This is a genomic window from Mesorhizobium sp. M1E.F.Ca.ET.063.01.1.1 (assembly GCF_003998155.1).
In the GTDB taxonomy this organism is placed as follows: Bacteria; Pseudomonadota; Alphaproteobacteria; order Rhizobiales; family Rhizobiaceae; genus Mesorhizobium.
In genome coordinates, this window is sequence record NZ_RZSC01000112.1 from 1 (window position 1) to 12,038 (window position 12,038).

Annotated in this window: 13 protein-coding genes; 7 read left to right on the top strand and 6 right to left on the bottom strand. The window is 63.2% G+C overall.

Annotation, left to right across the window (positions count from 1 at the left end; all coding sequences use genetic code 11):
- The 3 genes from ychF to EOA29_RS11410 form a co-directional block, all read right to left on the bottom strand.
- The coding region (ychF, locus tag EOA29_RS11400; RefSeq protein WP_127220917.1) for a redox-regulated ATPase YchF at positions 1–630 on the bottom strand (630 nt) is incomplete at its 3' end.
- Positions 631–723: 93 nt separating this feature from the next.
- Positions 724–1,446: an aminoacyl-tRNA hydrolase gene (pth, locus tag EOA29_RS11405; RefSeq protein ID WP_126092368.1), complete on the bottom strand. Its 723-nt coding sequence runs from the start codon at positions 1,444–1,446 to the stop codon at positions 724–726.
- Positions 1,447–1,470: 24 nt separating this feature from the next.
- Positions 1,471–2,115: a 50S ribosomal protein L25/general stress protein Ctc gene (locus EOA29_RS11410; RefSeq protein WP_126092369.1), complete on the bottom strand. Its 645-nt coding sequence runs from the start codon at positions 2,113–2,115 to the stop codon at positions 1,471–1,473.
- 388 nt (positions 2,116–2,503) lie between these two features.
- On the opposite strand from EOA29_RS11410, the gene EOA29_RS11415 reads away from it, so the two are divergent.
- The 6 genes from EOA29_RS11415 (at position 2,504) to EOA29_RS11440 (ending at position 7,943) form a co-directional block, all read left to right on the top strand.
- Positions 2,504–3,148, top strand: coding sequence for a glutathione S-transferase family protein (locus tag EOA29_RS11415; protein ID WP_126092370.1), 645 nt, complete (start codon positions 2,504–2,506; stop codon positions 3,146–3,148).
- Between the two features lie 140 nt (positions 3,149–3,288).
- Positions 3,289–3,846 (top strand): FMN reductase, encoded by a 558-nt coding sequence (gene msuE / locus EOA29_RS11420; protein ID WP_126092371.1) that lies wholly within the window; start codon positions 3,289–3,291, stop codon positions 3,844–3,846.
- 34 nt (positions 3,847–3,880) lie between these two features.
- Positions 3,881–5,245 (top strand): LLM class flavin-dependent oxidoreductase, encoded by a 1,365-nt coding sequence (locus EOA29_RS11425; protein WP_126092372.1) that lies wholly within the window; start codon positions 3,881–3,883, stop codon positions 5,243–5,245.
- A 25-nt stretch (positions 5,246–5,270) separates the two neighbouring features.
- The gene (locus tag EOA29_RS11430) at positions 5,271–6,119 is read left to right on the top strand and encodes an ABC transporter permease (protein ID WP_126092373.1); all 849 of its coding nucleotides are present in this window, start codon (positions 5,271–5,273) and stop codon (positions 6,117–6,119) included.
- A gap of 48 nt (positions 6,120–6,167) precedes the next feature.
- Entirely contained in the window at positions 6,168–7,166 is a 999-nt protein-coding gene (locus tag EOA29_RS11435; protein ID WP_126092374.1) for an ABC transporter substrate-binding protein, read from the top strand.
- 15 nt (positions 7,167–7,181) lie between these two features.
- Positions 7,182–7,943: an ABC transporter ATP-binding protein gene (locus EOA29_RS11440; protein WP_126092375.1), complete on the top strand. Its 762-nt coding sequence runs from the start codon at positions 7,182–7,184 to the stop codon at positions 7,941–7,943.
- Positions 7,944–7,960: 17 nt separating this feature from the next.
- On the opposite strand, the gene EOA29_RS11445 is transcribed toward EOA29_RS11440, so the two are convergent.
- Entirely contained in the window at positions 7,961–8,401 is a 441-nt protein-coding gene (locus EOA29_RS11445; RefSeq protein WP_126092376.1) for a MarR family transcriptional regulator, read from the bottom strand.
- A gap of 147 nt (positions 8,402–8,548) precedes the next feature.
- On the opposite strand from EOA29_RS11445, the gene EOA29_RS11450 reads away from it, so the two are divergent.
- On the top strand, positions 8,549–9,406 hold the full coding sequence (locus EOA29_RS11450) for an alpha/beta hydrolase (protein ID WP_126092377.1): 858 nt from the start codon (positions 8,549–8,551) through the stop codon (positions 9,404–9,406).
- Between the two features lie 80 nt (positions 9,407–9,486).
- Here EOA29_RS11450 and EOA29_RS11455 read toward each other — a convergent pair whose 3' ends face one another.
- The gene (locus tag EOA29_RS11455) at positions 9,487–10,401 is read right to left on the bottom strand and encodes an alpha/beta hydrolase (protein ID WP_126095795.1); all 915 of its coding nucleotides are present in this window, start codon (positions 10,399–10,401) and stop codon (positions 9,487–9,489) included.
- A gap of 152 nt (positions 10,402–10,553) precedes the next feature.
- On the bottom strand, positions 10,554–11,798 hold the full coding sequence (locus EOA29_RS11460) for an MFS transporter (protein ID WP_189350552.1): 1,245 nt from the start codon (positions 11,796–11,798) through the stop codon (positions 10,554–10,556).
- Positions 11,799–12,038 lie beyond the last annotated feature (240 nt).

The following is a 12,038-nucleotide window of genomic DNA, read 5'->3' on the forward strand; positions in this document are numbered from 1 at the left end:
GTTGCAGACATAGAGAACGGGATGCGACGTCAACAGGTTCAGCCCCTGAAGAATGCGCAGGTCCTCCGGCGCGATGCCGTTGAGCAGGAAGCGTGTCGGCTTGCCGGCCTGCAGCAGCTCGAGCGCCGCCTCCATCATCGGCAGCACGGCCATTGCCTCCTTGTCCTTGCCGGCGGCGCGCTTGCGGAACTGGACGATGCGGCGCTCCAGGCTTTCGAGATCGGCGAGCATCAGTTCGGTCTCGACGGTCTCGGCGTCGGCGACCGGATCGATGCGGCCTTCGACATGCGTGATGTCGTCATCCTCGAAGCAGCGCAGCACGTGAACGATGGCGTCGACCTCGCGGATGTTGGCGAGGAACTGGTTGCCCAGGCCTTCGCCCTTGGAGGCGCCGCGCACCAGGCCGGCGATGTCGACAAAGGAGATGCGGGTCGGGATGATCTCCTTCGACTTGCCGATTGTCGCAATCTTCTGCAGGCGCGGATCGGGCACCGCCACCTCGCCGGTGTTCGGCTCGATGGTGCAGAAAGGATAGTTGGCGGCCTGCGCGGCGGCCGTCCTTGTCAACGCATTGAACAGCGTCGACTTGCCGACGTTGGGCAAGCCAACGATGCCACATTTGAAACCCATTTTTTCCGGTCCTATCGGGAATTCGAAATTTGGTGAGGGCTATGGGCGAAAGCGCCGACGATCGTCAAGCCCTGCGGGCAATCGTTTCGGCGTTCAATCCTTGCCGAACAGCTTTTTCAGCATCGCGGCCATCGGGCCGCTTTCGGGGACTTTTGCCGCCGGCTGCTGCGGGCGCGCCTGGCGGATGTGGCTCTGCTGTTTCGGCGCCTTGGGTGGCGGCCGATCGTCATCGCCGGTCGGCACGAGCTTGTCGCGCAGCGTCAGCGTGATGCGGTTCATGAAGGAATTGTCGTCGCCCTTGGCCAACAGCCCTGCGTCATCGGCGATCGCGTCGAGCAACACGTCGAGCCATTCACGGTCGGCCTTGGCGAAGTCGCCGAGCACATGGCCGTGCACCATCTCCTTGACGCCGGGATGGCCGACACCGATGCGCACGCGGCGATAGGCATTGCCGACATGCCGGTCGAGCGAACGGATGCCGTTATGGCCGCCGGAACCGCCACCCACCTTGACCCTGACCTTGCCGGCGGCAAGGTCGATCTCGTCGTAGAAGACGGTGAGGGCGGCGGCTTCGAGCTTGTAGAAGCGCAGCGCTTCGCCGACCGACTGGCCGGACAGGTTCATGAAGGTCTGCGGCTTGATCAAAAGGATCTTCTCGCCGCCGAGCGTGCCTTCGGAGATCAGCCCCTGGAACTTCTTCGACCAGGGCGAAAAGGAATGGCGGCGGGCAATCGCGTCCGCCGCCATGAAGCCGACATTGTGCCGGTTGTTCTGATATTTTGCGCCCGGATTGCCGAGGCCTGCAAAGACAAGCATCGTCGCCTCCGGACGCGGAAGAGATTACTTCTCTTCGGCGGCAGGGGCCGCCGCTTCCGGCGCCTCCGCCTCGGTGGTCTCTTCCGTCTCCGGCTTCATCGCCGCGGAGCCGGCGATGGTCGCGATGGTGAAATCGCGATCGGAGATCACTGGCTTCACACCGGCCGGCAGGGCCACCGCCGAAATGTGGATCGAATCGCCGATTTCGGCGCCGGTGAGATCGACGGTGATGAAATCCGGGATCGCATTGGCCGGGCAGTGGAACTCGACTTCGTGGCGAACGATGTTGAGCACGCCGCCACGCTTGATGCCGGGCGACTTCTCTTCGTTGATGAAGTGGACGGGCACGTCGACATTGACCTCGGTGTCCTTGCCGATGCGCAGGAAGTCGACATGGACCGGGAAGTCCTTGACCGGATCGAGCTGGAAGTCCTTCGGCAGGACTTGGATCTTCTTGCCGTCGACATCGATCGTGGCGATCGTGGTCAGGAACCCGCCACCGTGGATCTTGTAGAAGATGTCCTTGTAGTTGAGCGCAATCGCCAGGGGGGGCTGCTTGTCGCCGTAAATAACTGCAGGCACTTTACCGTTGCGTCGAACCGTACGGGCGGACCCCTTACCGACCTGTTCGCGCGCTTCGGCCTTGAGCTCGTAAGTATCGTGGCTCATGGCATTTCCTTTCGCGTTTTATGGAGCGTTCGCGGCGGGCAATCCCATCCGTAAACGTCGAAAGCCGTCGCGGCCTCGCATGGTCGATCCAAACGCTTTTGGCTATCCAAACGCTTCCGGGGATCATGCAGGCCTGGCCAGCCTTCCTCCGCGTTGCCTCCAAGGGTGTCTACGCGGGTGGCGGCTCTATATCGGAAGGCGGGGAGCGGCGCAAGCCGTTGAACGGCAAGCCTTGGCCGGAGCCGGCCTGGTCGGCAGAACATAGTCAACGCTTCCGCCTGACGCAAAATCAGATCTGGCGGGTTGCGCCGAGTCTTGTCTGCGCCCGTAATGTAGCATCGGGCGGGTTTCAATCGTCCTTGGCAGGCAAGGACCTTTGGAGATCGACATGAAACTTCTGTTCAGCCGCAATCCCAATCCTCGCCTCGCAGTCGCGGCGGCGCGCTACCTCAAGGCGGAGATCGCATTCGAATTCGCCTCGCCGACGGCGCGGGGGCAGGCCGAACGATATCGCGCGCTGAACCCCAATTTGACCTTGCCCATATTGGTCGGCCCGGGATGGAGCCTCTGGGAGGCCGACGCCATCGCCTGCTGGCTCTCGCGCGACATGCATTCCGATTTCTGGCACACCGGCGACAACGAGCCCGAGATGATCCGCTGGCTGAGCTGGGGCAAGGAGAACTTCGTCAGAGCCTGCGACATGGTGCATTTCGAGCGCGGCAGCAAGCAGCGTTGGGGGCTGGGGCCAATCGACAAGGCACTGGTCGAGGAGGGGCTGAGGCAGTTCCACATGGCCGCAGCTATCCTTGAAGCCGAGCTTTCCCCGCGGGAGTGGCTGGTGGGCAAATCGGTTTCCTATGCCGACTTTCGCATGGCGACGTTCCTCGCTTTCAACGATGTCGCCAGATTGCCGCTTGACGACTACCCATCTATTCGCCGCTGGTATGGCCGGCTGGAGGCGATCGACGCCTGGCGCGACCCCTTCCAGGGACTGGAGGCGCCGCAACTGCCGCCGGTCAGGATTGAAGCCTGAGCCCGCATCCGCTGAACCAATCAACGGCGAAAGAACGCAAACTCAATCCCTCTGCCAAGCCCGTTTTGAAATCTTCTCGCTCATTTAATTCTATAAAATCGGTAGTCTTAATGAAGAAGTGCCGCGAGGAGAGCCTGAAAATGACGAAGAAGCTGGTGGTGGGGATATCCGGCAACCTGACCCGCCCGTCGAAAACCAAGGCATTCATCAGCCATATTGCTGGCGAGGTCGGTGGCCGGATCGCTGCGACGCAGGCGGTCTTCGACATTGAGGACCTCGGTTCATCCTTTCCTCGGGCCCGGCGCCTCGGCGATCTCGACCCGACCGCCCGCGGTATTGTCGAACAGCTGGTCAATGCCGATGTTCTGGTGGCGGGATCGCCGACCTTCAAAGGCAGTTACACTGGGCTTTTCAAGCATTTGTTCGATCTGCTTGATCCTTCTTCGCTGCGCGGCAAACCAGTCATTCTCGCCGCGACCGGCGGTGGCGAGCGTCACTCGCTGATCGTCGAGCACCAGCTGCGGCCGCTGTTCGGCTTCTTCGAAGCGCTGACCATGCCGACAGCAATCTATGCCTCCGACAAGGATTTTGCCGACGGCATGCTCGTATCGGAAGCGATCCATGCCCGCGCCCGGCAGGCCGTCGTCGAGGTCGTCAACGTTGTCGGCGCCACCCGCAGCGTCGGCCTCGCCGCCTGACTTCGAAGCAATCGTTCGAACCGAAGGATCAGCCATGACCAGCCCCAGCGAGTCCAGACAGATCAAGCTCGGCGCCTTCCTGCCCGGCGGCGGCCAACACGTCGCGGCCTGGCGCCATCCGGACTCGCCGGCCGATGGCGCGACCAATTTCGAGTTCCACAGAAAGCTCGCGCTGACCGCCGAGCGCGGCCTGTTCGATGCCTATTTCCTTGCCGACAATCTGACGGTCGGCCTCGGCGCCCGCGAGGGCGGCAATGCCAAGATTGCCGGTTTCGAGCCGGTGACACTGTTTGCGGCGCTGGCGCCGCTGACCACCCATCTCGGCTTCATCGCCACCGCTTCGACCACCTATGAGGAGCCTTACACGCTCGCCCGCAAATTCGCTTCGCTCGATCTTCTGTCGAACGGTCGCGCCGGCTGGAACGTCGTGACGTCGGCGGGCGACGACACGGCGCGTAACTTCAACCGCGACGTCCAGCCCAACCACGCCGAGCGCTACGAACGGGCGCATGAGCATGTCGAGACGGTGAAGGCGCTGTGGGACAGTTGGGAAGACGACGCTTTCATCCGCGACAAGAAGACCGGCCGCTTCTACGACAAGGACAGGCTGCACGACATCAACCACAAGGGCGAACATTTCAGCGTCAAGGGGCCGCTCAACGTACCGCGTCCGGTGCAGGGCCATCCGGTGGTGGTGCAGGCGGGCCAGTCCGAGGATGGGCGCGGACTCGCGGCGGCCTCGGCCGAGGTGATCTTCACCGCGCATCAGAGCCTGGCGTCGGCGCAGGAATTCTATCGCGACATCAAGGCGCGCGTGGCGGCGGCCGGCCGCGATCCGGCACAAGTGCTGATCATGCCGGGCGTGGCGCCTTTCGTCGGGCGCAGCGAAGAGGAAGCCCGCGCCAAATACCAGCAACTGAACGACCTGATCCTGCCCGAGGACGGCGTGGCGCTGCTCAACGCACTTGCCGGCCAGACGCTCGACCTCAGGGACTATCCGCTCGATGGCCCGTTGCCGCCTAGCCGGGAAACCGAAGGCATGAAGAGCCGGCAGGCGCTGATCCGCCAGATCGCCGATGAGCACAATTTCACGATCCGCCAGCTTTATCAGTGGGTGGCGACGGCACGTGGTCATTACACGGTGGTCGGCAGCGCCACGCAGGTCGCCGATCAACTGGAGGAATGGTTCACCAGCGAAGCCGCCGACGGCTTCAACATCCTGCCGCCCTGGCTGCCCGGCGCGCTCGACGATTTCGTCGACCTGGTCATCCCCGAATTGCAGCGGCGCGGCCTTTTCCGCACCGCATACGAAGGCAGGACGCTGCGCGAGAATCTCGGCCTCAGGCGACCGGAGAATCCATGGACAGTCGCCCGCTCGACCGTGCTCGCCGCCGAATGATCCTCTGAAAAGGAAAGGCAAGACGATGACTTTGCAGCACATCGAACGGTCGGTCGGCATCGGCGGCCATGACGGCGGCAATGGCTTCGGGACGGCGGCCTTGCGGCTGGCCGGCCGGACATCGACGCGGATCCTGTCGCGTTATGGCGTGCTGCTCGGCTTCCTCTCGCTTTGGCAAATTGCGGCGAGCAGCGGCTGGGTCAACGCGGCCGTGCTGCCGCCGATCGACGCCATCGTCGCGGCGCTCTGGAAGGGCCTCGCCGGCGGCAGCCTGCTCGGCGATATCGCCATCAGCCTGCAGCGCGCCGGCCTTGCCTTCGCGGCGGCCGTCATCGTCGCTATCCCACTCGGACTGGTCATGGGCCAGGTGCGAGCCGTGGAAACCGCGCTCGATCCGATCGTGCAGTTGTTCCGTCAGACCTCGGCGCTGGCGCTCTATCCGGTGTTCATCCTGCTCTTGGGATTGGGCGAAGCCTCCAAGGTGTTCGTCATCTTCTGGGCGACGCTGTTCCCGCTGCTCCTCAACACCATCAGCGGCGTCAAGGAGGTCGATCCGAAGCTGCTCGAGATGGCGCGCGTCTACGGCGGCCGGCGGCTCACCATATTCCGCCGCGTCGTGCTGCCCGGCGCCGTGCCCTCGATCTTCGTGGGCCTGAGGCTCGGCGCCACCACCGCGCTGCTGCTGCTGATCGCCTCGGAAATGATCGGCGCCAACAAGGGCATCGGCTTCCAGGTGATGAACGCGCAGTACAACTTCCAGATCCCGCTGATGTTCGCGGCGATCGTCATCCTTGCCGCACTTGGCCTGATCGCCAACCAGGCGCTGGTCAGCCTGCAACGGCGGCTCTGCCGCTGGAGCAGCACCGTCGGCTGAGCCGTCAATCCATCACCAATCATTCCTGAAACCATGAAAGGCCGGACCATGACCATCACACGCCGTTCGCTTCTCCTGCGTGCCCCGCTTGCCGCCGGCATCATCGCCGCCGGCCTGCCTTCGATCGCACGCTCGCAGGCCGCCGCCGTCAAGATACGCTACCTTGCCAGCCGCGGCGGCATCTCCCCGCACGAGCTTGCCGGCGAACTCGGCTATTTCAAAGGCCTCGGCATCGAGCTCGAGAATGTCGGCTATGCCGCGGGCGGCCCGGAATCGCTGTTCGCGCTCGCCTCCGGCAGCGTCGATTTGGGTTCGGTCGCCACGCCTGCCGTGATCAACTCGATCGCCGGCGGCAACGACTTCGTCGCCGCCTATCCGAGCAACGGCATCAACAAGGACGTGAAGAGCGTCTTCTATGTGCTGGAGGACAGCCCGATCAAGTCGATCGCCGACATCGCCGGCAAGACGATCTCGGTCAACACGCTCGGCGCCCATCTCGATTATACGGTGCGTGAGGCGCTGCGCAGCGTCGGCCTGCCGCCGGATGCCGCCAAGCTCGTCGTGGTACCCGGACCGCAGCTCGAGCAGACCTTGCGCTCGCGCCAGGTCGATATCGCGGGGCTCGGCTACTGGCAGGCGACGTTTGCCGGCCAGTTGGTCAGCAATGGCGGCGTGCGCGGCGTCTTCAACGACACCGACGTGCTCGGCGAGATCGCCGGCGGTTTCGTCGTGCTCCGGCGCGACTTCATCGCCGCCAATCCCGATGCTGCCCGCAACTTCGTCGAACAGTCCGCGCGCGCCGCCGACTGGTCGCGGCAAAATCCGGACGAGGCGCGCAAGGTGCTCGCCGACGTCCTCGACAAACGCGGCGAGAACGGCGAGCTGGCCCGCTTCTGGACCGGCTTCGGGCTGCGCGAAAAGGCAGCGGTGACGAACCGCGACGTCGAGTTCTGGGTCAGCATTCTCGAACGCGATGGCCGTTTGCCGAAAGGCAAGCTCAAGGCCACCGACATCCTCTATCGCCCGGGCGAAACCAAAACCAACTGACATGGAGACACCGGCATGGCTACCGCACGCGGCGGCGAGGTCACGATACGCGACCTGTCGAAGTCCTTCGCGCTTGGCGGGCGTCAACTCGCGGTGCTGCGCTCGCTCAACCTCGACATCCGCTCCGGCGAATGCCTGGTTATCGTCGGCGCCAGCGGTTCGGGCAAGACGACGCTGCTGCGCATCCTCGCCGGCCTGGAGCGGGCCGACGGCGGCGCCGTCGCGATCGATGGAAAGCAGGTCGAGGGCGTCGGCGAGGAGCGGGCGGTGATCTTCCAGGAGCCGCGGCTGCTGCCCTGGCTGACCGTACTCGGCAATGTCGCCTTCGGTCTCGAAGTGCGTGGCGTGTCCAAGGCGGAGGCCGAGAAGCGGGCGCGGTTCTATATCGCGCTGGTCGGCCTTGCCGAGTTCAGCGATGCCTATCCAAGGCAGCTCTCGGGCGGCATGGCCCAGCGCGTCGGCATAGCACGGGCGCTGACGGTGCAGCCCGAAATCCTGCTGCTCGACGAGCCGCTTGGGGCCCTCGACGCCATGACCAAGATCTCCATGCAGGAGGAACTGGCGCGCATCTGGAGCGAGGAGAACGTCACGATGGTCGTGGTCACCCATGACCTGGAGGAGGCGATCTATCTCGCCGACAGGGTGCTGATCCTGCCCAAGGAGAAGGGCGGCGCGGCAAGGCTGATCGACGTCGACCTGCCACGACCGCGCGACCGCAGCGAAAGCCGCTTCGTGCGCTACCGCGAGGAATTGCTGCGCGAGTTCGGCCTGCATTAAGGGATAGCGCGCAAGCTTCAGCTATCGCCGGCCAGGTCACTGTTCAGCGCATCCCGCAGCGCCTTCACCTGCCGGTTCAGGGCATCGAGTTCAGCCAGCGTCATGCCCGAGCGCTCGATCAGGGTCTCGTTCAGGCAATTGCACCGGACCAACAGCGCGCGTCCGGCCGCGGTCAGGTCAACCTGCACCTGGCGTTCGTCGGTCTGGCTGCGCTGGCGGGTTACCAGGCTAGCCTGTTCCATCCGCTTCACCAGCGGCGTGATGGTGCTCGATTCCAAGGCGAGCCGGTGCGCGATGCTGCCCACCGACATGCCGTCCGCTTCGCCCAGCGCGTTGAGCACCAGATATTGCGGATAAGTGATTCCCATTTCGTCCAGCATGGGCTTGTAGGTACGATTGATTGTCATGCTGGTGGCGTAAAGCGTGAAACAGAGCTGATTGTCCAAGGGAAGAGGCACCGACGCGTTCCTTTGCCGACTGAGCACTGATTATATACCACGGAAAATGTTATCGTGATATATATTTTTGTGGACAAGCGTGCTCGATCGCGTTACCCATTTCGTTATCGCGATATTATTTATTGCGAAAATACAAAGGAGATGGAGATGACTGAAGCTTCGCAGACCAAGATCGGCAGCGGCACGATCACCACCAAGGACGGAACGCAGATCTACTACAAGGACTGGGGCACCGGTCAGCCGATCGTGTTCCATCACGGCTGGCCGCTGAGCAGCGACGACTGGGACGCCCAGATGCTGTTCTTCCTCTCCAAAGGCTACCGCGTCATCGCCCATGACCGCCGCGGCCACGGCCGCTCCAGTCAGACGGACGCCGGCAATGAGATGGACACCTATGCCGCCGATGTGGCGGCGCTCACCGCGCATCTCAACCTCAAGGATGCCATCCATGTCGGCCATTCGACCGGTGGCGGCGAAGTGGCGCGTTATGTCGCGCAATACGGCTCCGGCGGTCGCGTCGCCAAGGCCGTGTTGATCGGGGCAGTGCCGCCGATCATGCTCAAGACCCCAGCCAATCCCGGCGGCCTGCCGATCGAGGTGTTCGACGGCTTCCGCTCGGCGCTGACGGCCAACCGCGCCCAGTTCTTCCGCGACGTTCCCGCCGGTCCGTTTTACGGCTTCAACCGTCCGGGCGCGACGGTGTCGGAAGGCGTTATCGACAATTGGTGGCGCCAGGGCATGATGGGCGGCACCAAGGCGCATTACGATTGCATCAAGGCCTTCTCGGAAACCGACTTCACCGAGGACCTGAAGAAGATCGACGTGCCGGTGCTGGTCATGCATGGCGACGACGATCAGATCGTTCCGATCGCGGATTCGGCGCTGCTTTCGATCAAGCTGCTCAAGAAGGGTGAGCTCAAGGTCTACAAGGGCTTTCCGCACGGCATGGCGACGACCCATGCGGACGTCATCAACGCCGACCTCTTGGCCTTCTTCAAGGCCTAGAATCGTCCAGTTGCGTAGACAGGCACCCGCCGTCAGGCGGGTGCTTTTGTACTTTCATCGACATGTCCGCGGGACAGTGCCTACCTGGCGAGAAAACCAGTGATCAGCTTGACGGTGGCGTCGGGGTTTTCCTCCATGATCCAATGACCGGAGTTGGGCACGATGCCGCCTGTGACATCGGTCGCAACAAGCCGCAAGATATCGGCCTGCGTGGTGCCGGCGGATTTTTCCCCGCCAACAGCCAGCACCGGCATGGTCAGTTTGCTGCCAGCGGCGAGCATCGCCTGGTTGTCGATCGCGTCCTGGTCAAAGGCCTTGAACTGCTCGAAAGCGTCATGCATCGCATGCGGGCGTGCATAGAGTTTGGCATAGTGCTTGCGCGTGGCCTCATCGATCTTCTTCGGGTCGGCCGACAGTTCGTTGTAGAAGCGGTCGAGATAGATGCGCTCTCGCCCCGCGACCAGCCGCTCCATATCCGGGCCACGGAAGTTGAAGTGCCAAAGCAGCGGGCTTTGCTTGATCTTTTCCCAGTCACCGATTCCGGGTAGCGGCGCATCGATGATGACCCATTTGGTGATGCGCTTGGGATATTGCGCAGCAAGCGCATAGCCAACCATGTTGCCGATGTCGTGCGTGACCAGATCTGCCTTGTCGATCTTCAGGGCATCCAACACGCCGGCGATGTCGACGGCCTGGTTCTTCTTGGTGTAGCCCGCTTCAGGGTGAGCGGACAGACCCATGCCGCGCAGGTCCGGCACGATGACAGTATGGTCCTTTGCGAGCGCCGCCGCCGCGGCGCCCCACATGTCTCCGGTATCGGCAAAGCCGTGCAGCAGCACGACCGCGGGACCTTTGCCGCCGACGCGCACATAGAGGCTCGTGCCGTTGGTTTCGACGGACTGCGTCTTGAAACCCGGCGGAAAAGGAACGATGCGTGCCGTAGCCGGCAAGGTTACAAGAAGCACGCCCAACACGGCCAATACGATCTTGCGCATATCATTCTCCAGAGACATTGAGTTATCTGCGGCAGCGTCGCCAGCGCACGCGTTTCGAACACTAACAGGCTTTTCACCTGGCGTATGGGAAGGAATCGATAAGGGCGCGGCAGCTGCCACGCCCTTATTCGAGTCCTGAAGATCGGCGGTTTTTAACTGGCCGCCGCCTGCGCCTTCCGCGCTTCCCTCATATTCGGCAGGAATACCGTCAGCAGGCCGAGGAAGGGCAGGTAGGAACAGATCTGGTAGACGAAGTCGATGCCCTTCATATCGGCGATGACGCCAAGCACGGCGGCGGCGATGCCGCCCATGCCGAACGCGAAGCCGAAGAAGATGCCGGCGATCATGCCGACGCGACCGGGCACCAATTCCTGCGCGAAGACGACGATGTTGGAAAAGGCCGACGACAGGATGAGGCCGATCAGCACGGTGAGCACCATCGTCCATTCCAGGTTGGCGTAGGGCAGTGCCAGCGTGAACGGCAGCACGCCGACGATGGAGAACCAGATCATCGCCTTCTGGCCGTAGCGGTCGCCGAATGGGCCGCCTAGCAGGATGCCCAGCGCCGAAGCGCCAAGGAACAGGAACAGCATCACCTGCGACATCTGCACCGAAACGCCGAACTTATGGATGGCGTAGAAAGTGTAGTAGCTGGAGAGCGAGGCGATATAGGCGTTCTTGGTCAGCACCAAGAGCGTCAGGACCGCCAATGCCCACATCACCTTGCTGCGCGGGAAGGGCGAGACGTGGGCCACCTGCTTGCGGGTGGCCATCGAAGCGCGCAGCCGGCTGTACCAGCCGCCGACCTGCCACAGCACGATGATGCCGATCAGCGAGCCGACGGCGAACCAGGAGATGCTGGTCTGGCCGAACGGCACGACGATGAAGGCGGCGAGCAGCGGTCCCATCGCCTGGCCGAAATTGCCGCCGACCTGGAACAGCGACTGCGCCAGGCCGAAGCGGCCGCCGGAAGCGAAGCGGGCGATGCGCGAGGATTCCGGATGGAAGATCGCCGAGCCGATACCGATCAGCGAGGCGCCGATCAGGAGCAGCCAGTAATGGCCGGCATGAGCAAGCACCACCAGCCCGATCAGCGACGAGGCCATGCCCCAAGGCAAGGAATAGGGCATCGGCCGTTTGTCGGTGATCATGCCGATCACCGGCTGCAGCAGCGAGGCGGTCACCTGGAAGGTGAAGGTCAAAAGGCCGATCTGCCAGAAGTCGAGACCGTAATTGTCCTTGAGCAGCGGATAGATGGCCGAAAGCAGCGACTGCATGATGTCATTGACGCAGTGGCAGAAGCTCACCGCAAGAATGGCGGTGAAGGCCGTCGCTTGCGCCGAGGGGTGGCTGGCCGGCGCTGGGGTAGCGACGGCGGCAGCTGTCGTGTCGGTCAAGGCAATTGCTCCGTGGTCTTTTTGGCGGCGAACCGCAGGCAGTCTTATAGGACGCTTGCCTTATAGTCGGCTTGAATGGCGACTTCTTTCGTGGTTTGGTCCAATAGTTTCGCAAGTGGGCCACATCCGATGCCGCATGGCCGGGAAATATTCAGGGGCGATGCCGCCGAGCTCGGCCGGCTGCATGAAAGCCGCTGGCAATGGCTGGAACAGGCGGTCGGGCCGGCGGGCCCCCCTCCG

What these genes read in the sequence shown, in the direction of transcription:
- pth (WP_126092368.1), bottom strand. Translation starts at nt 1,446, where the DNA reads ATGCTTGTCTTTGCAGGCCTCGGCAATCCGGGCGCAAAATATCAGAAC.
- EOA29_RS11410 (WP_126092369.1), bottom strand. Translation starts at nt 2,115, where the DNA reads ATGAGCCACGATACTTACGAGCTCAAGGCCGAAGCGCGCGAACAGGTC.
- EOA29_RS11415 (WP_126092370.1), top strand. Translation starts at nt 2,504, where the DNA reads ATGAAACTTCTGTTCAGCCGCAATCCCAATCCTCGCCTCGCAGTCGCG.
- msuE (WP_126092371.1), top strand. Translation starts at nt 3,289, where the DNA reads ATGACGAAGAAGCTGGTGGTGGGGATATCCGGCAACCTGACCCGCCCG.
- EOA29_RS11425 (WP_126092372.1), top strand. Translation starts at nt 3,881, where the DNA reads ATGACCAGCCCCAGCGAGTCCAGACAGATCAAGCTCGGCGCCTTCCTG.
- EOA29_RS11430 (WP_126092373.1), top strand. Translation starts at nt 5,271, where the DNA reads ATGACTTTGCAGCACATCGAACGGTCGGTCGGCATCGGCGGCCATGAC.
- EOA29_RS11435 (WP_126092374.1), top strand. Translation starts at nt 6,168, where the DNA reads ATGACCATCACACGCCGTTCGCTTCTCCTGCGTGCCCCGCTTGCCGCC.
- EOA29_RS11440 (WP_126092375.1), top strand. Translation starts at nt 7,182, where the DNA reads ATGGCTACCGCACGCGGCGGCGAGGTCACGATACGCGACCTGTCGAAG.
- EOA29_RS11450 (WP_126092377.1), top strand. Translation starts at nt 8,549, where the DNA reads ATGACTGAAGCTTCGCAGACCAAGATCGGCAGCGGCACGATCACCACC.
- EOA29_RS11455 (WP_126095795.1), bottom strand. Translation starts at nt 10,401, where the DNA reads ATGCGCAAGATCGTATTGGCCGTGTTGGGCGTGCTTCTTGTAACCTTG.